Below are 23,154 nucleotides of genomic sequence, written 5' to 3'. Positions count from 1 at the left end.
ATGAGTGGACGTAAGGACGAGTTGCTGAAACGCCACCGGCGGCGCAAACGTTACTCGGCCGTTCTGGTGCTGAGTGTGCTGGTGCTGGCGGGGGTTCTTGTCGCGTGGTGGCTGCCACCGGTGCTCGCCGTTCTGGCGTGGGTGGCTCACGAAGCCTGGTTTGCAGATCACCTGTTCTACGAACCTGACAGCGACTATCGCTACGACTTTCCTGACAGTGCCCGAACCTTTGACGTCAGGCTGCGCAATGACCGGCTGGAGCTGGATGCCGGAGCCTCACTGTCAGGCAGCGACACGCTGATTCTGGCGGTTCGCCTGAAGGCCACCTGGCTGGGACGCTGGCTTGATCCTTATGTGCTGCTGGGTAACGATCGTCAGGACTTTGAGCGTGGGGTTGCAGGCCGGCGCTACCTGAACCTGTCCGGCCAGGAAGCGGCATTGCTGCAAGGCGAGCTGTCTCTTGTATCGCGACGCTGCAAGGCGTTGGGTTCTTTTACGCTGTATGCGATGCACAATCCCGACTACAGCGCGCAATCTCTGCTGGTGCTGGCACCGCATGCCGACGATGCCGAGCTGGCTGCTTTCGGTCTTTACAGTCGCGCAGCCGATGCGGCAATCATGACTGTGACTCAAGGTGAGATCGAAGCCGAAAACTATCGTCGCCTGGGTCTGGATTCCACGCAGGCTGCTGTGCTCAAGGGCCGCTTGCGGACCTGGGACAGTCTGGCAGTGCCCTTGTGGGGCGGTGTGGCACAAAGTCATTGCGTGCAACTGGGCTATTACTGTTTGCGTCTTGCCGAAATGCAGGAGCAGCCAGCGCAACCGTTCGGCTCCCGTGAGTCCGGCGAGAGCGATATTCGTAGCTGGCGCCGGGCTTCAGCCTTTGCCCTGCCTTCCGAGGCCGATGGTCTTCCTACCTGGAAGAATCTGGTGGATGACATTGTGCGGGTTCTGGAACATTTCAGACCGCAAGTAGTTGTCACGCCGCATCTGGAGCTGGATCCTCATCGTGATCATGTCGCGGCGACCGAGGCGTTGTTGCAGGCTATCGAGTTGAGTGAATGGCGCCCCGGTACCTTGCTGTTGTACGCCAATCATTTGCATGACAATGATCGCTGGCCCATGGGCCCGGCAGGCTATGGTGTTGCCTTGCCACCGGCGACTGTCCCGATGAAGCCGTTACCGGTCTGTAGCCTTTTCTTGAATGATGCCCAGCGCATTGACAAGGCAATGGCCCTGGCCATGCAGCACGACCTGCAGGGGCCGCAGCCTTTCAAGAAGCAGGTTCGGCGCTGGATCCAGCGTCTGCTGGCAGGCCGGAGCTGGCCCGATACGGGGGAGAGCGAGTTTTTCCGCAAGGCCGTACGGCGTCACGAGTTGTTCTGGGTGCAGGACGTCAAGCCTCGTTCTGCTGCTGAAAAGGTATAACTGCGTTAGCGTCTTGAGCCAAATTGGCTATGTTATGATCCGCGTCGTTTTTTGTCTTCGGAGTTTCCATGAAGTTGTCCATGCCGCGTTTCGATCAAGCGCCTGTCCTTGTGGTCGGTGACGTCATGCTCGACCGTTACTGGCATGGCGGTACCTCACGGATTTCTCCCGAGGCACCGGTGCCGGTGGTTAAGGTCGACCAGATCGAGGATCGTCCCGGTGGTGCGGCAAACGTCGCGCTGAACATCGCCGCTCTCGGCGCCCCGGCTGCGCTGGTTGGCGTGACCGGTGAAGACGAGGCCGCCGACAGTCTGACCAACAGCCTGAAAGCTGCCGGGGTGCGTGCGCATTTCCAGCGCATCGCCCATCAGCCGACCATCGTCAAGTTGCGGGTCATGAGTCGCCACCAGCAATTGCTGCGTATCGACTTTGAAGAACCGTTCATGACGGATTCCCTCGCTCTGGGCGTGGAAGTCGACAACCTGCTCGACGGCATCAAGGTGCTGGTACTTTCCGATTACGGCAAAGGCGCCCTGAAAAACCATCAGGTGCTGATCAATGCCGCCCGTGAACGCGGCATTCCGGTGCTGGCCGATCCGAAGGGCAAGGACTTCGCCATCTATCGTGGCGCGAGCCTGATTACCCCGAACCTGAGCGAGTTTGAAGCCATCGTCGGCCATTGTGTCGATGAGAGCGATCTGGTCGCCAAGGGCGCGAAACTGATGCACGAGCTGGAGCTGGGTGCATTGCTGGTCACCCGTGGCGAACACGGCATGACCCTGTTGCGTCCGGAGCAGCCTGCCTTGCATCTGCCTGCCCGTGCCCGTGAAGTGTTCGACGTGACCGGTGCTGGCGATACGGTCATCTCCACTCTGGCGGCGGCTATTGCGGCTGGCGAGGAACTGCCCCATGCGGTGGCGCTGGCGAATCTGGCTGCCGGCATTGTGGTCGGCAAGCTGGGGACCGCGGCGATCAGCGCCCCGGAGTTGCGCCGTGCCATCCAGCGTGAAGAAGGTTCCGAGCGTGGCGTTCTGGGCCTGGAGCAACTGCTGCTGGCCATCGATGACGCCCGTGCCCATCAGGAAAGGATCGTGTTCACCAATGGATGCTTCGACATCCTGCATGCAGGCCACGTGACCTATCTGGAACAGGCCCGAGCCCAGGGTGACCGACTGATCGTGGCAATCAATGACGATGCCTCCGTCAGCCGTCTCAAGGGGCCAGGGCGCCCGATCAACAGCGTTGACCGACGCATGGCGGTACTGGCCGGTCTGGGGGCTGTGGACTGGGTGATCAGCTTCCCCGAAGGCACCCCGGAAAACCTGCTGCGCCACGTCAAGCCGGATGTACTGGTCAAGGGCGGTGATTACGGTATCGATCAGGTAGTCGGTGCCGAAATCGTCCAGGCTTATGGCGGCGAAGTCAAGGTGCTGGGCCTGGTGGAAAACAGCTCGACCACGGCGATTGTCGAGAAGATCCGCGGGCAGTGATCGTACAAGCGAATTAAGTGTTGTGGTGTCTCTGGTACAGCGCGGTTAATGTTGTGGGAGGCAGCTTGCTGGCGACAAGGTGAAGTCGCCAGCAAGCTGCCTCCCACAGTCCGGTGACGGACTTGCAACACTTGATGCAGACAGAGCCAATGAATTTGCTACGGGTTATTTGCTCAGGCTCTTGCGCGCCATCTGCAGCAGTTCCCTGGCCTTGCCGGTCAGGTTCTTTAGACCACTCTTGCCTGCTGGCGCGGTCAGGCCCTGCTGGCGCAGCCAGTCTTTCCAGCGTATCCGCTCTTCACGCACCACCCAGCCATCCTGGGCGGCGAAGCTTTCTGCCAGATATAACCCGCGCGTGCTCACCGGGCTCAGCTTGTCCTGCTTGAGCGTATAGAGCTCGGGCAGCGGCACACCGTTTTCCAGGGGCATCAGATACAGGTCGGGCTTGCTGCGATTGAGGCGGGCGACCAGTTGCTCTTTTTCCAGCGTCTCATCGACGTGGAACAGGCTCAGCGGACGTGCCTCCTTGGGGATTTCCAGGCGCATGTCGTAAATCAGTTGCAGTGAAGCCGTCGGCAAATGCACGTAGGCCCGCGGACGTTCAATCAACGGCATATTGCCGCAACGTACCGGTCTGGCCGCGCCTGACAGCGAACTCAGGCGAAAAGGCATGGCTTCGCGATAATGCAGCGCCGCCGCATACGGCGCCGGCAGCCAGGTTTCGTTGAAGCGCCCGCTCAGCCAGCCTTGAGGTGTCTCGATCAGGCACTCTTCGGCAACTTCCTGAATGGCGGTGTGCAAGGGCAGGGTAAGCTCGTGAGCTGGCACGTAGCCGGAAATCAGCTTGAGCACCACATCGCCGCGGTCTTGCCGCCGTTGCCTGACCAGCACCCAGTAATCGCGATTCTGCCAATGCAGGGTCAGCCGTATCGACACGCCCAGATTGGCCAGCTCGGTCGCGAAGCGCTCGTTGTCCGGCACTTCGATCTTGCGCCGACGCTGCAGGGTCTGGGAGAAATTCAACGGCATCCCTCCGCTCTGATAGCTCAGACCGTCTGGAGTGGCTTCTACGAACAACGGCAGGGTCTTGAAGTCGCTGGGGTTTTTCCGGATCAGGGTTCGCGGCATATCGGCTCCTTCTTGCGTTGGGGTCGGCCGCCTACATCAGGCTTGACGGCGAATGACAGCAGCTGCGCTGGCAACGTTGTGGGCCAGATGCAGGGGATTGATGGTCCCGACAATAGCACTGGCAACACCCGGATGTTCAAACAGCAACTGGAAACTGGCTTGCACCGGATCGATACCGGGGCTCAGGCATATGTGACCACTGGCCAATGCTTTCTTCACCAGAATTCCCTTGCCGTGTGCCGCAGCGTAGTCCAGAACCGGTTTTTCACCCTGCTCATTGAGATTGTAGGTGACCATCGCACAGTCGCCTTCGCGCAATGCCAGCAGGCCTCCCTCGACGGTCTTGCCGGAAAAACCGAAGCCGCGGATCTTGCCTTCGCGCTTCAGATCGGCAAGCGCCTGATAGACGTCTGTGTCGTTGAGAATCGCCAGGTCATTGCCGTCCGAATGCACCAGAACCAGGTCGATGAAATCGGTTTCAAGACGTTTCAGGCTGCGCTCCACCGACAGACGCGTGTGCCCGGCACTGAAGTCGTGGCGCGATTGTCCGCTCTCGAATTCTTCCCCGACCTTGCTGACGATGACCCAGTCCTGACGCTGGCCGCGCAACAGCGGGCCGAGGCGTTCTTCGCTGGTGCCGTAGGCTGGCGCAGTGTCGATCAGGTTGATGCCCATGTCGCGGGCCATCTTCAACAGCATCTGCGCTTGTTGATCGTCGGGGATCGTGAAGCCATTGGGATACTTCACGCCTTGATCGCGGCCCAGTTTGACGGTGCCCAGCCCCAGAGGCGAAATGCTCAGGCCGGTGCTGCCCAGAGGGCGATGCAGTTCATGCAGGGTCTTTACGGTCATGGCAGCAGTTGATCCCAGACAGGTATCGCCAGAGGCGGTTTGGGCAGGTCGCTCATGGATGGCTGGGGTATTGGCTGGATAGCATCTTTTGCCAGCGCGGCCAGTACCCGGTCAGCGAAGTCCGGCGCCAGTGCCAGTTTGGTCGGCCAGCCGACCATGAGCCGTTGCTGGACATCCAGGAATGCGTTGTCCGGACGTACCAGGCCCGATTGCGCCGGTTCTGCCCGATCAACCCGCAAGGTTGCCCATTGAGCCTGGCCGAGATCGACCCATGGCAGCAACGATTCCAGTTCCTTTCTGGCCGCCGCGATCTGCGCTGCCGGCTCGCGAGCCACGCCATCGGCTTCGGCAAGATCGCCACCCAGATACCAGACCCACTGGCCATCGGCGGCCGGATGGGTGGTAACGGTAATCCGCGGCTTGGGTCCGCCGCCCAGGCAGTGGGCGAACAGCGGTTTCAGGGTCGGGCCTTTGACCAGCACCATATGCAGAGGACGGCGTTGCATCTGCGGTTGGGAAACGCCCAGGGCGGCAAGCAGCTCGGCATTGCCTGAACCCGCACTGAGTACGACGCGCTGGGCACGGATCTCGCGGTCATCGACGCGCAGACCGACCAGTTCGCCACTTTCGTGCAATGGCTCGATCTGCCGGGCGGCGAGCAGGCTGTCGCCCGCCAGTTCGGCAAGGCGCTCGATCAGGCTCGGCACGTCGACCACCAGTTCGGCCAGCCGATACACCTTGCCCTTGAATTTCGGATTTTGCAGGGCGGGCGGCAGTTGCTCGCCCTTGACCTGATCCACGCGGCCACGCACCGCCTTGCTGGCGAAGAAGCTGGTCAGGTTGCCGGCGATGGTGCCGGGCGACCACAGATAATGCGCCTCGGACAGCAGGCGCACGCCGGACAGATCCAGTTCGCCTGTGCCATCGAGCGATTCACGCCAGCGGCGCGGCATGTCGGCAATCGCCTCGGAAGCACCCGACAGCGCGCCATGCAGCGCGTACTTGGCGCCGCCATGGATGATGCCCTGCGACTTCAGGCTTTGCCCGCCACCCAGGCTCGCGCTTTCTACCAGGACTGTCGAGAACCCTTGACGACGTAACCGGGCATTGAGCCAGAGACCGGCAACACCCCCTCCGACAATCAGGACGTCAGTGGAAATAACAGATGGCATGGACACCTCAGTGGCGTGAAGAATGGGCCATTATAGGGGATCGTGTTTTCAATGCCCGGCGGTTTTCGAGAACAACTGGATCACCACCACGCCGAGCACGATCATTCCCATGCCCAGCAAGGCGGGAAGATCCAGTTTCTGCCCATAGATAAAGAACGCCGCGATGCTCACCAGGACGATTCCCATGCCCGACCAGATGGCGTAGGTAATGCCGACCGGGATGGTGCGCATCACCAGGATCAGCATCCAGAACGCAATCCCGTAGCCGACGATGACCAGCAGCAGAGGCAGCGGTGTGCTCAGGCCCTTGACTGCTTTCATGGATGTGGTGGCAATGACTTCGGCGCAGATTGCGATGGCCAGCAGATAGTAGGCAGTCATGGTGTTACTCCTTTTTCAGGCTGCGTATGTTAGCGACTTTGCTACGGGCCATGGCATCCCGGTGCGCCATGGCCTGATGTATTCACGTCGGCAGGTAAGCGTGGCTTTGAGCAGACGTGCTGATAAACTCCGCGCCCATGAATAGAACTCTTTATACCCTGCTGTTTCATCTTGGCTTGCCGCTGGTTGCCCTGCGGCTGTGGTTGCGGGCGCGCAAGGCTCCGGCCTACCGCCAGCGCATCGGCGAGCGTTTCGCTATTGGCTTGCCTGCGATGCAGCGTGGCGGCATCTGGGTGCATGCGGTATCGGTGGGCGAGAGCATCGCCGCCGCGCCGATGATTCGAGCGCTGCTGGCGCTTTATCCGCAATTGCCGATTACTGTGACCTGCATGACGCCAACCGGTTCGGAGCGGATCAAGGCGCTGTTCGCCAGCGAGCCGCGCATCCAGCATTGTTACCTGCCTTATGATTTGCCGTGGGCGGCAGGGCGCTTTCTCGATCATGTCCAGCCCCGACTCGGCATCATCATGGAAACCGAGTTATGGCCCAATCACATTAACCAGTGCGCCAGGCGCGGGATTCCGGTGATGCTCGCCAACGCGCGGCTGTCGGAGCGCTCGGCGCGTGGCTACGGCCGTTTTGCCGGACTGACCCGGCCGATGCTGGCGCAAATGAGCGGCTTTGCGGTACAGACCGAAGCTGAAGCCCAGCGCTTTCTTGAGCTGGGTGCGCGACCTGAATGCGTGACGGTGACCGGCTCGATCAAGTTCGACCTGAGCATCGACCCGCAACTGCTGGAGCGGGCTGCACAGTTGCGTGAGCAATTGCAGACCACCCGGCGCCCGGTGTGGATCGCTGCCAGTACCCATGCCGGTGAAGACGAGAGCGTGCTGTCGGCTCATCGGCAGATCCTGGTGAGTCACCCCGAGGCGTTGCTGATTCTGGTGCCGCGTCATCCCGAGCGCTTCGACAGTGTGTACGGATTATGTCAGCAGACCGGTTTCGCTACCGTGCGCCGCTCATCCGGGCAGGCAGTAACGCCGGACACGTCGGTATTGCTGGGCGACACCATGGGTGAATTGCTGTTTCTGTATGCCCTGGCAGACCATGCCTTCGTTGGCGGCAGCCTGGTGCCCAATGGCGGGCATAACCTGCTGGAGCCTGCCGCACTGGCCAAGCCGGTGTTGAGCGGTCCGCACCTGTTCAACTTCCTGGAAATTGCCGCGCTGTTGCGCAAAGCCGGGGCGCTGGAGGAAGTGAGCGATTCGGTCGGCTTGGCGGTTGCGATACAGCGGCTTTTCGATCAGCCACAACTGGCGCGCACCATGGCCGAAGCCGGGCTTGGCGTGATGAAGACCAATCAGGGTGCATTGCAGCGTCTGCTGGATGGAATAGCCAAATATCTGTGAATGTGGAGCGAATTCATTCGCGAATGAATTCGCTCCCACACCACTTGTGCAGTGTGCTTAGCGCTGTGCCGGCTTCTCGAAATTCTTCTGCGCGGCGGCTGCCAGATCCGGTGGCAGGAAGTCCTTGTCCGGGTTGTAGTCTGACTTCAGGTAGCGTGACAGGTCCTGCAAATCTCCCGGGTTCAGCGTGCCGGCGGCCTGTTTCAGGCGCAGGTTGTCGATGATGTAGTCGTAACGGGTGTTGTTGTAGTTGCGCACCGACGCATAGAGCTGACGTTGCGCATCGAGCACATCGACGATGTTGCGCGTGCCCACCTGATAGCCGATTTCCGTGGCTTCCAGCGCACTCTGGTTGGAAATGATCGATTGCTTGCGCGCCTGGACCTGCTCCACGTCGGTATTCACCGCACGATGCAGGTTGCGGGTGTTTTCCACGACCTGGCGACGCAGGCTTTCCCGGCGCTGCTCGCTCTGGGTCAGGCGCGAATAGGCTTCACGGACCTGCGAGCTGGTCAGGCCACCACTGTAGATCGGGATATTCAACTGCACGCCAATACTGCGCTGCTCGACATCGCCGCTGAAGTTGCGCCCCGTGTAGTTGGGGTTGTTGAAACCCAGTGCATCGTTGTCGCCGCGCTGGTAGGTGGCGACGGCGTCGAGAGTCGGTGCGTGGCCGGCCTTGCGCTGGCGCAGGGTTTCCTCGGCGGCGCTGACCGCATAGTTGCTGGCCAGCAGGTTCAGGTTCTGCTGGGCGGCGGTATCCACCCAGGCCTTGGCATCGTTGGGGATCGGCGCCAGCACCGGCAAGGTGTGGACGATGCCCTCGATGGAGTTGTATTCGCGATTGGTCAGGGTTACCAGCGCCTGAAAGGCATCGTCTACCTGACGCTTGGCGATGATCCGGTTGGCCCGGGCGGTGTCATAGCTGGCCTGGGCCTGCAAGACGTCGGTCTTGTCGGAAAGGCCGACATCGAAACGCTCGTTGGCCTGATCCAGCTGCCGCTTGAAGGCCGCTTCCTCGGCCTTGGTCGAGGCCAGGTTGTCCTGGGCGCGCAATACCGCGAAGTAGCTCTGGGCCGAATCCAGGATCAGGTTCTGCTCGGTGGCCGAGAGCTCCAGGGCTGCCTGCTCGTTGACAGCTTCGGCGGCTTGCAACTGGAACCAGCGGTCGGCGCGGAAGATCGGCTGGCTCAGGGTTGCCTGATAGACCGTGCCGCTGCGCGTCGTCGTGGCGCTGGGCTGGTCGATGCTGGTCCGGGTGTTGTTGGCCTGGGCGTTGGCCGACAGGTTGGGCAGCAAACCGGCGCGAGCCTGGGGCACGACTTCCTTGCGGGCTTCGTAGTCGGCACGGGCTGCCGCCAGGTCGGCGTTATTGTCCACGGCCTGCTGGTAGACATTGACCAGTCCGGTCTTGGTCGGAAGCGGCGCATCCGCTGCCCAGGTCTGTACGCTGTAGGCACATGACACGGCAATGACCAACGAAAGTTTGCGCAGCATGAGGCAGTCCCTGTTCATGGTAATGATGCCGGTTTGATGCAAAACCGGGTTAGCGAGTGTAGAGCCAGTTGTTGACTGCAACAATCGGCCATTAGCCATTTATCGATGGCGGCATAAATAGACTGGTGTTTCCCGGGCTGCCCATCATAGACTGGCGACGTTCTTGTCGGGGTGCCTTGCTATGAGGCTGAGATCGGTTAAACCGGATCCCGTTGAACCTGATCAGGTTAGCGCCTGCGTAGGGAACAAGATTTCTCGTCTCCCGGCGAGTCCTCTTGAGTGTCGTCCGGGGTCGATTGTTCAAAAAATGAACAGTAGCACGCCCGCCGATACTCAGCACCTGTAAGGGTGCGTCCGTCCGTTTATCAGGTTACTCCGACAATAAATTCGTCTGGAGAGCCGTGATGACTAAAAAAGCAAAAAACGCCCCCCACTTGAGTGAATCCGCCCAGGTCGATTCTGGATCGGTACAACCTTTTACCCGTTCGCAGAAAGTCTATGTCCAGGGCTCGCGTCCTGACATTCGCGTGCCGATGCGGGAAATCACTCTGGATGTAACCCCGACCGACTTCGGTGGCGAAATCAACGCCCCGGTCACGGTCTACGACACTTCCGGTCCCTACACCGACCCGAATGTGATCATTGATGTGCGCAAGGGCCTGGCCGATGTGCGTTCGCCGTGGATCGACTCGCGCAACGACACCGAGCGTCTGGCCGGCCTGAGTTCGCATTTCGGGCAGCAGCGCCTGAGCGATGCCGAGCTGACTGCACTGCGTTTCGCCCATGTGCGCAATCCGCGCCGGGCCAGGGCGGGTGCCAACGTCAGCCAGATGCACTATGCGCGTCAGGGAATCATTACCGCCGAGATGGAATACGTCGCCATCCGCGAGAACATGAAGCTCCAGGAAGCTCGCGCCGCAGGACTGCTGAAGCAGCAACACGCCGGGCACAGTTTCGGTGCCAGCATCCCGAAGGAAATCACCGCCGAATTCGTGCGTGAAGAAATCGCCCGTGGCCGGGCAATCATCCCGGCCAACATCAACCACGTCGAACTGGAGCCGATGATCATTGGCCGTAACTTCCTGGTGAAGATCAACGGCAATATTGGCAACAGCGCGCTGGGTTCTTCCATCGAGGAAGAAGTCGCCAAGCTGACCTGGGGGATTCGCTGGGGTTCGGACACGGTCATGGACCTGTCCACCGGCAAGCATATTCATGAAACCCGCGAGTGGATCATCCGCAACTCGCCGGTTCCGATCGGTACCGTGCCGATCTATCAGGCGCTGGAAAAAGTCGGCGGCGTGGCCGAGGACCTGACCTGGGAGTTGTTCCGCGACACGCTGATCGAACAGGCCGAGCAGGGCGTCGATTACTTCACCATCCATGCTGGCGTCCTGCTGCGCTATGTACCGATGACCGCCAAACGCGTCACCGGGATCGTAAGCCGTGGCGGCTCGATCATGGCCAAGTGGTGTCTGGCGCATCACAAGGAAAACTTCCTCTATACCCACTTCGAGGACATCTGCGAAATCATGAAGGCCTATGACGTCAGCTTCTCGCTGGGCGATGGCCTGCGTCCTGGCTCGATTGCCGACGCCAATGACGAAGCACAGTTCGGCGAGCTGGAAACCCTTGGTGAACTGACCAAGATTGCCTGGAAGCACGATGTCCAGACCATGATCGAAGGCCCGGGCCATGTGCCGATGCAACTGATCAAGGAGAACATGGACAAGCAACTGGAGTGTTGCGACGAAGCGCCGTTCTACACTCTCGGCCCGCTGACCACGGACATCGCCCCCGGTTATGACCACATCACTTCCGGTATCGGTGCGGCGATGATCGGCTGGTTCGGTTGCGCCATGCTCTGCTACGTCACGCCCAAGGAACACCTGGGGCTGCCGAACAAGGATGATGTGAAGACCGGGATCATCACCTACAAGATCGCAGCCCACGCGGCGGATCTGGCCAAGGGGCATCCGGGCGCGCAGATTCGCGACAACGCCTTGAGCAAGGCGCGTTTCGAGTTTCGCTGGGAAGACCAGTTCAACCTCGGCCTGGACCCGGACACCGCCCGTTCGTACCACGACGAAACCCTGCCCAAGGATTCGGCCAAGGTCGCGCACTTCTGCTCCATGTGCGGGCCGAAGTTCTGCTCGATGAAGATCACCCAGGAAGTACGCGAATACGCGGCCAACCAGAAGATCGAAGCGGTGGACCTGTCGGTCGAGGAGGGTTTGCGTGAACAGGCCGAACGCTTCAGGCAGGAAGGCAGCCAGCTTTACAAGAAGGTCTGATTCAGCCCTGTAGGAGCGAATTTATTCGCGAAAAACGTTGATTCGCGAATGAATTCGCTCCTACAGGGGGGGCATTAGCCGCGACCGGGGAACAGCTCCGGTTTGATGACGCCATTGAGCTGTGGATAAGGAATCTTCAGCTCAATGTGGCCCATGGAGTAGGGCGCAATGGTGGTCACCGGATACTTGAGGATCACCGAGCCGTAAGTCAGGGCAATGTTCGGCGTGCGCTTGAACGGCCAGGTCTGCATGAACTCGCTGTCCTGATTCATCTTGGTCGAAACCAGCCAGGCCTGATGGGCCAGTTCGGCCTTTTCCCAGAACTCGTTTTCCTTGCCCGGTACGACCATGTCGGCCAGGGTCAGGACTTTCTGCTGCTGGCGCGAATAGTTGATGAACGCTCGGCCGGGGTTGCCGTGGGCGCCGCCGGTATCCAGATAGCTCGACAGCTCGACCACCACGATACCGTCATGCTGCTCGCGTACTTTGGCTTGCAGATAGCTGCTGTTGCGGCCCGTGGCCCGGCTCAGAAACTGTTCCTGATAGTCCTTGATCGAGGCTGGCAGCGGTGCGTTCGAGTCCGTGCGGGTCAGTTGCAGCAAGGTTTTCTGGACGATGGCGTCCAGCCTTGGTTCGTCGGGAAAGTGTACGGTGTCGATATTCACCAGCGGGCAATCGGTGCTGGTGCAGCCCGGCTTTATCAGCTCGGAAGCATCGCGCTGCACTTGCAGCGGTGCGCGCATGTTGGGCGTGAAGAGGCTTTGACAGGCGCTCAGTATCAGCCCCAGACAAGCCAGCGAAGTGATCCTCAATAACGACATGTTGGTCCTTGGCGGTATCAATGGAGGCGGTTGCGTTGTGCGTATGCAGGCTGCTTGGACTGCAAACCACGTGTTCGGTTCGCCACTTGGCGGATTAGAAGTGTTTTATGCCATGGCCGTCTACCCTGCATCTTCAGGGGGGCTGCATCCGGGTATCGATGCGCGTTAGGATGGTCCGCAGTCAAAGATCACCGCAAGCGAGAAACCTATGCCCCAGAACACCCGTTCAACGCCAACGGCGTTTGAGATTACCCGGCGCGAAAGCTGCTTTCGGGGTTTCTACAAGCTCGACAAGCTGTACCTGCGCCATGAGCTGTTTGCCGGTGGCATGGGCAAGGAACTCAGCCGCGAACTGTTCGTTCGCCATGACGCGGTGTGTGTCCTGCCTTATGACGCCAAACGCGATGAAGTGGTGCTGATCGAACAGTTTCGCGTGGGTGCCGTTGAGAAAAGTGGCAATCCCTGGCTGATCGAACTGGTGGCTGGCCTGATCGACAAGGACGAACAGCCGGAAGAAGTTGCTCATCGCGAAGCAGAAGAGGAAGCTGGACTTGTTTTCGGCGCCTTGTGGCCGATAACCAGATACTTCCCTTCGCCCGGTGGCAGTGACGAATTCGTTCATCTGTTCATGGGCCAGTGCGACAGTCAGGGGGCGGGCGGTCTGCACGGGCTTGAGTCCGAAGGCGAGGATATCCGCGTGACGGTCTGGTCGTTCGACGACGCAATGCAGGCTGTGGCTGACGGACGAATCATGAATGCGGCAACGATCATTGCCTTGCAATGGCTGGCGTTGAACCGTACGGAAATAAGGGGGTTATGGTCGTGAATCTCTTGCGCGAGCGCTACCGTGTCGATCTTTCCGGGCTACAGGCAGCGTGCGAGGCCAACTACGCGCGCTTGATGCGTCTGCTTCCCGACATGCGTAACCAGAAAAGCTCGCGCCGGGTGGCGATGACCCAGGGTGAGCAGATGCTCGGTGTGCTGGCCGTCGAAGTGCTGCTCGACTGCCCGTACACCACGACCCTGCAGGTTCGCCAGGAGCACAGTCTGCCCTGGCTGCCGGTCCCGCGCCTCGAAGTCCAGGTCTACCACGATGCGCGGATGGCCGAAGTCATCGGCGCCGAGCATGCCCGGCGTTTTCGGGGGATTTACCCGTATCCCAATGCCGACATGCACCAGCCGGACGAAAAGGCCCAGCTCAATCTGTTCCTGGGCGAGTGGCTGAGCCACTGTCTAGCCTGTGGCCATGAGTTTGAAGTGGTACGCTGAAACCTCCCCGCATACACAAATGTGACCTCAGGCCCGCTTTGCGGATTTACCTGCTCCTTTGCGCATCTCATAATCGTGCTGAATTCGCCTCAGGAGACGGCCTTGCCGAGCGCATCCCGATCATCGTCAGTTTTAGTGGTGCAACTGTCCGACAGTCATCTGTTCGCCGAGACGGACGGCACGTTGCTGGGCATGAATACCCGGGACAGCCTGGAAAAGGTTGTCGATCTGGTGCTGGCCGAGCAATCGGCTGTCGACCTGCTGATTGCCAGCGGCGATATCTCCCAGGATGGCAGCGTGGAGTCTTACCAGGCCTTTGCCCGGCTCAGCGCTCAGATCGCGGCCCCGGCGCGCTGGTTGCCCGGCAACCATGACGAACTGCCGCAAATGGCCCATGCCGCGCAGCACAGCGACCTGCTGGAGTCTGTGGTGGATGTTGGCCAATGGCGCGTGACGCTGCTGGATTCCGCTGTTCCCGGCTCGGTGCCCGGCTTCCTGCAGGACTCGCAGTTGCAATTGCTGGAGCAGTCCCTGCGCGAAGCCCCCGATCGCCATCATCTGGTGTGCCTGCATCACCATCCGGTGCCGATCGGGTGTGACTGGATGGCGCCCATTGGCCTGCGCAATGCCGATGCGCTGTTCGCCGTACTGGACCGTTATCCACAGGTGAGTGCCGTGCTGTGGGGGCATGTGCACCAGGAATTCGATCAGCCGCGTAACGGCGTGCGCCTGCTGGCTTCGCCGTCCACTTGTATCCAGTTCGCGCCGGGCAAGGTGGATTTCACCCTCGATAGCCTCGCACCGGGCTATCGCTGGCTGCGCCTGCATGATGACGGACGGCTCGAAACCGGCGTGTCCCGTGTGGTCGGCCTGAAATTTGAAGTCGATTATGGTGGCACCGGCTATTGATCGATGTCGATCCAGGCATTCCAGTGAGGCCTTGAGCCGTTCATCCCTGTAAACTACGTGGTTTTGTTTTGGGCTCCGGGAGAGACCGCTTGATCAGCGACACACCAGCATTGCTGTACATTCACGGCCTGAACAGCTCGGCTCAGTCATACAAGGCCCGTCAGTTGCTTGCCCTGATGAACTCATTGGGATTGGGCGAGCGATTGCGTGTGCCGGAATTGCACCACCATCCGCGCCAGGCCATGGAGCAACTGGAGTCCGCGATACAGGCGCTTGGGCGGCCTTTGCTGGTCGGCAGCTCGCTCGGCGGCTACTATGCGACTCATTTGGCGCAACGGCACGGCCTGAAAGCGATCCTGATCAACCCGGCGGTCAATCCGCACCAGTTGTTCGATGGTGTCCTTGGCCCCCAGCAAAACCTGTACACAGGTGAGCTCTGGGAACTGAGCCACGATCACATCGCGGCACTGGCGGCGCTTGAAGTGCCTGCTCCCCGAGATCCGGAACGTATCCAGGTATGGCTGCAGACCGGAGATGAAACCCTGGACTACCGACGCGCCGAGTCGTTCTACCGTGCCTGCGCCCTGCGTATCCAGGCCGGAGGCGACCACAGTTATCAAGGCTTTGCCGAGCAGATGCCGGCATTGTTGAGTTTTGCCGGATTCAAAGTGCAGTAACGGGCGATCCGCTCACTCGCTGCCACGGTCCGTATCAACCCCATGAACAATTGATGATGAGAACCCATGGCCACTCCCAGCGCTAGCTCTTATAACGCAGACGCCATCGAAGTCCTCTCGGGCCTCGACCCGGTTCGCAAGCGTCCGGGCATGTATACCGACACCTCGCGGCCGAATCACCTTGCCCAGGAAGTGATCGACAACAGTGTCGACGAAGCGCTGGCCGGACACGCCAAGGCTGTCCAGGTGATTCTGCATGCCGACAACTCGCTGGAAGTGTCCGACGACGGTCGAGGCATGCCGGTCGACATTCACCCTGAAGAGGGGGTTTCGGGTGTCGAGCTGATCCTGACCAAGCTGCATGCCGGTGGCAAGTTCTCCAACAAGAACTACCAGTTCTCCGGTGGCCTGCACGGCGTGGGGATTTCCGTGGTCAACGCGCTCTCGACCCAGGTCCGGGTTCGGGTCAAGCGCGATGGCAACGAATACGAGATGACCTTTGCCGATGGCTTCAAGGCCTCGGAGCTGGCGGTGGTCGGCACCGTCGGCAAGCGCAATACCGGCACCAGCGTGTATTTCGCGCCGGACCCCAAGTATTTCGACAGCCCGAAATTCTCGGTCAGCCGCCTCAAGCATGTGCTCAAGGCCAAGGCGGTACTCTGTCCGGGGCTGCTGGTCAGTTTCGAGGACAAGTCCACCGGCGAAAAGGTCGAGTGGCATTACGAAGACGGTTTGCGTTCCTATCTGCAGGATTCGGTCAGCGATTTCCTGCGCCTGCCGGACGAGCCGTTCTGCGGCAGCTTCGCGGGTAACAAGGAAGCTGTGGACTGGGCACTGCTCTGGCTGCCCGAAGGTGGCGACAGTGTCCAGGAAAGCTACGTCAACCTGATCCCGACCGCGCAGGGCGGTACCCATGTCAACGGTCTGCGTCAGGGCCTGCTCGATGCGATGCGCGAGTTCTGCGAGTTCCGCAACCTGCTGCCGCGTGGCGTGAAGCTGGCCCCGGAAGACGTCTGGGAACGAATTGCCTTCGTGCTGTCGATGAAGATGCAGGAGCCGCAGTTCTCCGGCCAGACCAAGGAGCGCCTGTCGTCCCGTGAGGCGGCGGCTTTCGTTTCGGGCATTGTCAAAGACGCTTTCAGCCTGTGGCTGAACACCCACTCCGAGCTGGGGCTGCAACTGGCGGATCTGGCGATCAACAACGCTGGACGGCGCCTGAAGGCCAGCAAGAAAGTCGAGCGCAAGCGCATCACCCAAGGGCCTGCGTTGCCCGGCAAGCTGGCTGACTGTGCCGGGCAGGACCCGGCGCGCTCCGAACTGTTCCTGGTCGAAGGCGACTCTGCCGGTGGTTCGGCCAAGCAGGCGCGGGACAAGGAATTCCAGGCCATCCTGCCGTTGCGCGGCAAGATCCTCAATACCTGGGAAGTCGATGGCGGCGAAGTGCTTGCCAGCCAGGAGGTTCACAATATCGCGGTCGCCATTGGCGTCGATCCCGGGGCGACCGATATCAGCCAGTTGCGCTATGGCAAGATCTGCATCCTCGCCGACGCCGACTCGGACGGGCTGCACATCGCTACATTGCTGTGCGCGCTGTTCGTCCAGCACTTCCGGCCACTGGTGGATGCAGGCCATGTGTATGTCGCCATGCCGCCGCTGTACCGGATCGACCTGGGCAAGGAAATCTTCTACGCCCTCGATGAAGAGGAGCGCAATGGCATCATGGATCGCCTGGTGGCCGAGAAAAAGCGCGGCAAGCCTCAGGTCACCCGATTCAAGGGGCTGGGCGAGATGAATCCGCCGCAACTGCGGGAAACCACCATGGACCCGAACACCCGGCGTCTGGTACAGCTCACGCTGGACGACTTCGCCGCGACTTCGGAAATGATGGACATGCTGCTGGCCAAGAAACGCGCCGGTGACCGCAAGTCCTGGCTGGAAACCAATGGCAACCTTGTCGAGGTCCTGATTTGACGAGAAGCTGGCTTGCCGCCCTGATGCTGGTCGCTGCACCGGCTCTTGCTGCGCCATTTGAAGAACTGGCACTGGTGTCCGAGCATCCGGTAGACGGTATGGTCGGTGGCAACCTGTCCGGGCTGGCGATGTGCAATGGGCGCATGTGGACGGTGTCGGACCGTGACGACAACCTGCTTTATAGCCTCGATATGTCGCAGCAGGCCTGGAAGGCCGAGCCGCATTCCATGGTCGTGCCTGAGCCGGTCAGCTATCTGCCGCTGAATCTGCGCTCGCTGGCCAGCCTGTCGGCGGTGGTGCGCGGCGGCAGTATGGATTTTGAAGGCGTGAGCTGCGACGCAGCGGGCAATCGCTATCTGGTCAGCGAAGCCCACGGCACGGTGCTGAAAGTACCGGTCGCCGGGGCTCCGGTGTGGCTCGATCTGCCGCAGGCATTGGTGGATCAGGCTCGCGCCCAGGGCATGTTGCAGCGTTTCAATGCGATCTTTGAAGGGATTGCGGTGAATGCCGCCGGTGACCGCATCTGGCTGGCTGCCGAGCGCGAAAGCCGTGGCTTGCTGGTAGTGCGTCGTGAACAGGATAAATGGAGCTGCAAGGACAGCTGTGTGCTGCTTGCCGACCCCGGAAAGGTAACTCCACCGCCGCAATTGAAGGGCGACAAGTTATCCACCAAGGATTTTTCGGATATTTCGCTGTTCAACGGCAAGCTGTTCACCCTGGAGCGTTCGGTCTATCGCATCTGCCGTCGTACTCTGGAAACCGGTAAGGTCGAGCATTGTTGGTCGTTCGCTGCTGAAGCCTTGTTGCCCAGGCGCGTCTACGACCAGCCGTATGGCTTGACCGAGGCCCTGGTGGTCGATGAAAACGGTGCCTGGATCGGTATCGATAACAACTTCAGCGCCCGTGCCGATGGCGAGAAGCGCCCGATCGTCTGGCGCTTTGCGGCGCCGGCAGGTGGCTGGAGTGCCGGACAATGAGCGCGCCGCTTCCCGGCAAGCGGGCAGGCAAGGTATTGATGCTGCTGGCCTGGGGCGCCGGGCTGTTTCTGGCCACGCGCTTTTTCGGCGACTGGGAAGACCGGCAGCAGAACCCCAATACCCACGTCGCTTCGCAACGCGGCGAGGGTTATGTAGAAGTGCAATTGCTGGCTAACCGCCAGGGGCACTTCGTCAGTAGTGGCCGGATCAATGGCCAGCCGGTGGAGTTCATGATCGATACGGGCGCCACCGATGTGGCGATACCGGCTGAAATGGCCGACGACCTTGGCCTGCAGCGCGGCTTGCCGGTCACGGTAAGTACCGCCAATGGCGAAAGCCGCGGTTATCGGGCGGTGCTCGACAGCCTGCAGGTTGGCGATATTGTCCTGCGTAACGTGCGCGCCATTGTGGCGCCCGGCTTTCAGGGCGAACAGGCGCTGCTGGGCATGAGCGCAATGAAACAACTCGAATTTACCCAGCGCGGTGGCACCTTGCTGCTGCGTCAGACGACAAAATGATGAGGCCCGCATGAGCGACACCCTTGACCTCAGCCTGGATGGCGTAGAACGCCGATCACTGGCTGACTTCACCGAACAGGCCTATCTCACCTACTCCATGTACGTGATCATGGACCGTGCCTTGCCGCACATCGGCGATGGCCTCAAGCCCGTACAGCGACGCATTGTCTACGCCATGAGCGAGTTGGGCCTGGGTGCCGACGCCAAGCACAAGAAGTCGGCACGGACCGTCGGCGATGTGCTCGGCAAGTTCCACCCGCACGGCGACTCGGCTTGCTACGAAGCCATGGTGCTCATGGCCCAGCCGTTCAGCTATCGCTACACGCTGGTGGACGGGCAGGGCAACTGGGGTGCGCCGGACGATCCCAAGTCGTTCGCGGCCATGCGTTATACCGAAGCCCGTCTGGCGCGCTATTCCGAAGTGCTGCTCAGCGAGCTGGGCCAGGGCACGGCGGACTGGGTGCCGAACTTCGACGGAACCCTGGACGAACCTGCGGTTTTACCGGCACGTTTGCCGAATATCCTTCTCAATGGCACCACCGGTATCGCCGTGGGCATGGCCACCGATGTGCCGCCGCATAACCTGCGGGAAGTGGCCAGCGCCTGTGTGCGACTGCTCGATGAGCCGAAGACCAGCATTGAAGAGCTGTGCGAACACATCCTGGGCCCGGATTATCCGACCGAGGCGGAAATCGTCACGCCACGCGCCGATCTGCTGAAAATCTACGAAACCGGTCGCGGTTCGGTGCGCATGCGTGCCGTATATCGCGTCGAGGATGGCGACATCGTGGTCACGGCGCTGCCGCATCAGGTGTCCGGCGCCAAGGTGCTGGAGCAGATTGCTGCGCAGATGCAGGCCAAGAAGCTGCCGATGGTGGCTGACCTGCGTGACGAATCGGACCACGAAAACCCGTGCCGTATCGTGATCATCCCGCGCTCCAACCGGGTCGAACTCGACGAGTTGATGCAGCATCTGTTTGCCACTACCGAGCTGGAATCCAGCTATCGGGTGAACATCAACATCATTGGCCTGGACCGCAAGCCGCAGCTCAAGAACCTCAAGACCTTGCTCAACGAGTGGCTGGTATTCCGTATCTCCACCGTACGCCGTCGCCTGCAGTTTCGTCTCGACAAGGTCGAGCATCGCCTGCACCTGTTGGACGGTTTGCTCACTGCGTACCTGAACCTGGATGAAGTGATTCACATCATCCGGACCGCCGAGCATCCCAAGGCCGAACTGATCGCTCGCTTTGCCCTGTCGGAAATCCAGGCCGACTACATTCTCGATACCCGTCTGCGTCAGTTGGCGCGTCTGGAAGAGATGAAGCTGCGCAGCGAACAGGATGCCTTGCTCAAGGAGCAGGCCAAACTCCAGGCCCTGCTGGGCAGCGAATCCAAGCTGCGCAAGCTGGTGCGCAGCGAGCTGATTGCCGATGCTGAAACCTATGGCGATGATCGTCGCTCGCCAATCGTCGAGCGCACCGAAGCCAAGGCGTTGTCGGAAAACGAACTGATGCCGACCGAGCCGGTGACGGTAGTCATGTCCGAGAAAGGCTGGGTGCGTTGTGCCAAGGGCCACGATGTCGACGCTACGGGGCTTTCCTATAAGGCCGGCGATGGATTCAAGACCTCGGCCATCGGACGCTCCAATCAGTTTGCCGTGTTCATCGACTCGACCGGGCGCAGCTACTCGGTGGCGGCGCATACCTTGCCGAACGCTCGCGGTCAGGGCGAACCCCTGACCGGCAAGCTGCAACCGCCGCCGGGCGCGACTTTCGAGTGCGTGCTGCTGCCCGACGACGACGCGCTGTATGTGATCGCATCCGATGCCGGTTATGGTTTTGTGGTAAAAGGTGAGGACTTGCAGGCCAAGAACAAGGCGGGCAAGGCATTGTTGAGTCTGCCGACCGGCGCGAAAGTCATTCTGCCGCGTCCTGTTGCAGACCGTGAACAGAACTGGCTGGCAGCCGTGACCACTGAAGGTCGGTTGCTGGTCTTCAAGATCAGCGATTTGCCGCAACTGGGCAAAGGCAAAGGCAACAAGATCATCGGTATTCCGGGCGAGCGTGTCGCGAGCCGTGAAGAGTACGTGACAGACCTGGCGGTAATTGCGCAAGGCGCTACGCTGGTGCTTCAGGCCGGTAAACGCACTCTGTCGCTCAAGGCCGAGGATCTTGAACACTACAAGGGAGAACGTGGCCGAAGAGGGAATAAACTGCCAAGAGGCTTCCAGCGTGTGGATGCCCTGTTGGTGGAAAACAGCTAAGAATATTCATTTAGAGCCAGCGGTCTTCGTTTTGCAACGAAGATCGACGCATAATCGCTGGAGTCATGGCGAATATTCACGGATGATATGGTGTCTTGGGGTCTCTGCGTGGCGCTGTGCCTGCATGAGCCTGATAAGTATCTACACTGTGGCTGCCTGAGGCGGCCACCTGGATGGGACGATGAATTTTCTACGCCTTCCCTTTGTCTTGTTGATGACGGGCGTTTTAGGGTTGGCTGGTTGCAGCATGCATCAGCCGACCGCGCTGTATCAGCTCGATAGTGGTGAGCCCGGTCAGCCGAAACAGAGTTCCGGACTGGCAGTTTTGCTGGGTCCGGTTTCGGTTGCCGATTACCTGCAACGTGAAACCCTGCTGCAACGTCAACCTGATGGTACGTTGACTGCTTCACCGGATGGCCGTTGGGCTGGCAACCTGTCCTCGGACATCGACCAGCTTCTTCTGCGCCAACTGGCCTGGAAGCTGGATAGCCAACGAGTCGTGCTGGCACCTGCGGTCGCCAACTTCACGCCTGATGTTCAGGTCGTATTGTCGATCACTCGCCTGGATTCGGGCTCGAAGCAACCTGCAGTGCTCGACGCACAATGGCGTTTGCTGGACCGCAAGGGCAATGTCCGCGACAGCCGCCTGGTTCACCTCGAAGAGGTCCACAGCGGCAGTTCTGCCGATCAGGTAAGGGCGCAAGGCATTCTGCTGCAGCGTCTTGCCGAGCAGGTCAGCATTGCGGTCAAGCCGATTGCCTGGCAAGTGATCGACGAACCGAAGAAAGCGCCTGTCGCACGGGCCAAAGAACCCGAGAAGCCAAGGATCCCAATGGCTTCACCGATCCGGACAGATCTTGAAGTATTCCGCTTCTGATCCGGACCCAACAAAAAGCCCGCAGCGATGCGGGCTTTTTTGTGGGTAACTGTTGTATGCAATGGCTCTCAAGGCATCAATGGATGTCTCTAAATCGCATGGCTACTGCTGAAAGGTAATTCATGATCTTCTTGTCGTTCGCTTGGGTGTGAGCGCTAGGATGGAGAATGGCTATGAGTGAATAGTGATTCTCATCGTACAAGCCCTGCGTATATACCAATGCAGCATCTTGTGCAGGATTGCCATTGTTGGGGCATTTCCTGTCGGCTTGAGGCCTGTTTTTTGGAAAGACGACAGGGGGAATCGCTAGATGAATATGCATCAACCCTGCTTTATAGGCGCCTGGATGCTTGACGTAAGGAACATCACAACCAAAATAGCTCGGGATCTTCAGCCGGTTTGACTCAATGTAACCTTTGAAATCAGCGATAATCCCGCTTAGTAAATGAGGATATTGCGAGGTTATCGGCTGAAAAAGTGCTGCGTAGGTTTCTGCGTTGTAGTTGACGATCACTGTCATTTTGTTTTGCTTAACTGACAAGCTGCAGGAGCCGTCCTGAGGTCATGGTCGCCAGGCCGCCAATTCCACTGACATCCGTCTCGGTTTCAATTGTCTCGACAGGATGCCCCATCTGTTTAAGCAGCATCGAGTTCTGAGCCGCCCGCGACCTTGCAGTGGCAAGAGCTTTGCGCAGTGCTAGCACCTCATCGCCAATAATTGGCATATCGGTGAACTCAGCCCATTTAGGTGCCATGGCTGCTTCCAGGTCCCTGAGCGTGTTTGCGACTTGCGTAAAAGGCTCGGATTCTATGGCGGCAGGGCTCACTGGTTCCGTCATGATAATCCTGCAGGAGTCCTGCAGTGTGCTGTTGAGCTTTGCCAGCTGAGTGATGCCTTTTTTGATGCTACTCCTCAGTTTGCTCTTTTCGGAAGCAGACATTTGCGTCTTGTCTGAGTCTGATCGAGTCTCAAGGATGCCAGTGGCAGACACCGGAGTGGTGGCCACGAAAAGAAACGCTGCAGAGATTCCCAGGGCTAGCGTCAGCAACGCATCCCTGGCCTGTAAGTGGCCATTGGCCTTTTTCATGTTGCCTCCTCGCATCCGTGCGGTGCGCATTTGCGCAGTAATGGCTTAAACAGTTCGGGCGCCGATTATCGTTATCCAGCCACGGCAGTCAATACATTCCCGATCCGCGGGATAATGCTTTCTCGAGCAG

Annotated in this window: 21 protein-coding genes and 1 riboswitch; of the genes, 13 read left to right on the top strand and 8 right to left on the bottom strand. The window is 59.9% G+C overall.

The features are described 5' to 3' along the window. Together ALQ04_RS12295 and hldE are read left to right on the top strand one after the other, a co-directional pair. Positions 1-1,428 (top strand): PIG-L deacetylase family protein, encoded by a 1,428-nt coding sequence (locus tag ALQ04_RS12295; RefSeq protein ID WP_122316032.1) that lies wholly within the window; start codon positions 1-3, stop codon positions 1,426-1,428. Positions 1,429-1,496: 68 nt separating this feature from the next. After that, on the top strand, positions 1,497-2,918 hold the full coding sequence (hldE, locus tag ALQ04_RS12290) for a bifunctional D-glycero-beta-D-manno-heptose-7-phosphate kinase/D-glycero-beta-D-manno-heptose 1-phosphate adenylyltransferase HldE (RefSeq protein WP_122316031.1): 1,422 nt from the start codon (positions 1,497-1,499) through the stop codon (positions 2,916-2,918). Positions 2,919-3,083: 165 nt separating this feature from the next. Here the strand turns inward: hldE and ALQ04_RS12285 are convergent, their stop codons facing one another. From ALQ04_RS12285 to ALQ04_RS12270, 4 genes are read right to left on the bottom strand one after another with little or no spacing between them, the layout of a single operon-like run. Continuing rightward, on the bottom strand, positions 3,084-4,046 hold the full coding sequence (locus ALQ04_RS12285; protein WP_122316030.1) for a metal ABC transporter ATPase: 963 nt from the start codon (positions 4,044-4,046) through the stop codon (positions 3,084-3,086). A 36-nt stretch (positions 4,047-4,082) separates the two neighbouring features. Next, the gene (locus ALQ04_RS12280; protein WP_122316029.1) at positions 4,083-4,898 is read right to left on the bottom strand and encodes an aldo/keto reductase; all 816 of its coding nucleotides are present in this window, start codon (positions 4,896-4,898) and stop codon (positions 4,083-4,085) included. Next, positions 4,895-6,070, bottom strand: coding sequence for an FAD-binding oxidoreductase (locus ALQ04_RS12275; protein WP_122316028.1), 1,176 nt, complete (start codon positions 6,068-6,070; stop codon positions 4,895-4,897). Before ALQ04_RS12275 ends, ALQ04_RS12280 begins: the two co-directional genes overlap by 4 nt. Positions 6,071-6,118: 48 nt before the next feature. Continuing rightward, positions 6,119-6,451: a multidrug efflux SMR transporter gene (locus tag ALQ04_RS12270; protein ID WP_122316027.1), complete on the bottom strand. Its 333-nt coding sequence runs from the start codon at positions 6,449-6,451 to the stop codon at positions 6,119-6,121. A 137-nt stretch (positions 6,452-6,588) separates the two neighbouring features. On the opposite strand from ALQ04_RS12270, the gene waaA reads away from it, so the two are divergent. Continuing rightward, the gene (waaA, locus tag ALQ04_RS12265; RefSeq protein WP_122316026.1) at positions 6,589-7,860 is read left to right on the top strand and encodes a lipid IV(A) 3-deoxy-D-manno-octulosonic acid transferase; all 1,272 of its coding nucleotides are present in this window, start codon (positions 6,589-6,591) and stop codon (positions 7,858-7,860) included. Between the two features lie 57 nt (positions 7,861-7,917). Here the strand turns inward: waaA and ALQ04_RS12260 are convergent, their stop codons facing one another. After that, a complete protein-coding gene (locus ALQ04_RS12260) occupies positions 7,918-9,357 on the bottom strand; it encodes a TolC family outer membrane protein (protein ID WP_122316025.1) in 1,440 nt (479 codons plus the stop codon). Positions 9,358-9,514: 157 nt separating this feature from the next. Beyond that, positions 9,515-9,619, top strand: a riboswitch (TPP riboswitch). Positions 9,620-9,761: 142 nt separating this feature from the next. Between ALQ04_RS12260 and thiC the strand changes: the two genes are divergently transcribed. Further along, positions 9,762-11,651: a phosphomethylpyrimidine synthase ThiC gene (gene thiC, locus ALQ04_RS12255; RefSeq protein WP_122316024.1), complete on the top strand. Its 1,890-nt coding sequence runs from the start codon at positions 9,762-9,764 to the stop codon at positions 11,649-11,651. A gap of 74 nt (positions 11,652-11,725) precedes the next feature. Here thiC and ALQ04_RS12250 read toward each other — a convergent pair whose 3' ends face one another. After that, the gene (locus tag ALQ04_RS12250) at positions 11,726-12,472 is read right to left on the bottom strand and encodes an RsiV family protein (RefSeq protein WP_122316023.1); all 747 of its coding nucleotides are present in this window, start codon (positions 12,470-12,472) and stop codon (positions 11,726-11,728) included. Positions 12,473-12,680: 208 nt separating this feature from the next. Between ALQ04_RS12250 and ALQ04_RS12245 the strand changes: the two genes are divergently transcribed. The 9 genes from ALQ04_RS12245 (at position 12,681) to ALQ04_RS12205 (ending at position 21,936) form a co-directional block, all read left to right on the top strand. After that, complete coding sequence (locus ALQ04_RS12245) at positions 12,681-13,298, top strand: NUDIX domain-containing protein (RefSeq protein ID WP_122316022.1); 618 nt, start codon at positions 12,681-12,683, stop codon at positions 13,296-13,298. Next, positions 13,289-13,741 (top strand): DUF1249 domain-containing protein, encoded by a 453-nt coding sequence (locus tag ALQ04_RS12240; RefSeq protein ID WP_122316021.1) that lies wholly within the window; start codon positions 13,289-13,291, stop codon positions 13,739-13,741. Before ALQ04_RS12245 ends, ALQ04_RS12240 begins: the two co-directional genes overlap by 10 nt. A 102-nt stretch (positions 13,742-13,843) precedes the next feature. Continuing rightward, positions 13,844-14,650, top strand: coding sequence for a 3',5'-cyclic-AMP phosphodiesterase (gene cpdA, locus ALQ04_RS12235; RefSeq protein WP_122316020.1), 807 nt, complete (start codon positions 13,844-13,846; stop codon positions 14,648-14,650). Positions 14,651-14,739: 89 nt separating this feature from the next. Then, a complete protein-coding gene (locus ALQ04_RS12230) occupies positions 14,740-15,327 on the top strand; it encodes a YqiA/YcfP family alpha/beta fold hydrolase (RefSeq protein ID WP_122316019.1) in 588 nt (195 codons plus the stop codon). A gap of 66 nt (positions 15,328-15,393) precedes the next feature. Continuing rightward, the gene (gene parE / locus ALQ04_RS12225; RefSeq protein WP_122316018.1) at positions 15,394-17,298 is read left to right on the top strand and encodes a DNA topoisomerase IV subunit B; all 1,905 of its coding nucleotides are present in this window, start codon (positions 15,394-15,396) and stop codon (positions 17,296-17,298) included. Beyond that, positions 17,295-18,275 (top strand): esterase-like activity of phytase family protein, encoded by a 981-nt coding sequence (locus ALQ04_RS12220; protein ID WP_122316017.1) that lies wholly within the window; start codon positions 17,295-17,297, stop codon positions 18,273-18,275. The genes parE and ALQ04_RS12220 overlap by 4 nt, the downstream gene beginning before the upstream one ends. After that, the gene (locus ALQ04_RS12215; RefSeq protein ID WP_122316016.1) at positions 18,272-18,793 is read left to right on the top strand and encodes a TIGR02281 family clan AA aspartic protease; all 522 of its coding nucleotides are present in this window, start codon (positions 18,272-18,274) and stop codon (positions 18,791-18,793) included. Before ALQ04_RS12220 ends, ALQ04_RS12215 begins: the two co-directional genes overlap by 4 nt. A gap of 10 nt (positions 18,794-18,803) precedes the next feature. Continuing rightward, a complete protein-coding gene (gene parC, locus ALQ04_RS12210) occupies positions 18,804-21,059 on the top strand; it encodes a DNA topoisomerase IV subunit A (protein WP_122316015.1) in 2,256 nt (751 codons plus the stop codon). A gap of 181 nt (positions 21,060-21,240) precedes the next feature. After that, positions 21,241-21,936: a membrane integrity-associated transporter subunit PqiC gene (locus tag ALQ04_RS12205; RefSeq protein WP_122316014.1), complete on the top strand. Its 696-nt coding sequence runs from the start codon at positions 21,241-21,243 to the stop codon at positions 21,934-21,936. A gap of 76 nt (positions 21,937-22,012) precedes the next feature. Here ALQ04_RS12205 and ALQ04_RS12200 read toward each other — a convergent pair whose 3' ends face one another. Further along, complete coding sequence (locus tag ALQ04_RS12200) at positions 22,013-22,456, bottom strand: type II toxin-antitoxin system YafO family toxin (RefSeq protein ID WP_122316013.1); 444 nt, start codon at positions 22,454-22,456, stop codon at positions 22,013-22,015. Positions 22,457-22,466: 10 nt separating this feature from the next. Next, positions 22,467-23,024, bottom strand: coding sequence for a hypothetical protein (locus ALQ04_RS12195; protein WP_122316012.1), 558 nt, complete (start codon positions 23,022-23,024; stop codon positions 22,467-22,469). Positions 23,025-23,154 lie beyond the last annotated feature (130 nt).

The sequence above is a fragment of the Pseudomonas cichorii genome (genome assembly GCF_003700275.1).
In the GTDB taxonomy this organism is placed as follows: domain Bacteria; phylum Pseudomonadota; class Gammaproteobacteria; order Pseudomonadales; family Pseudomonadaceae; genus Aquipseudomonas; species Aquipseudomonas cichorii_B.
Note: the sequence above shows the minus strand (reverse complement) of the source record. Positions and strands in the feature narration are given on the sequence as shown.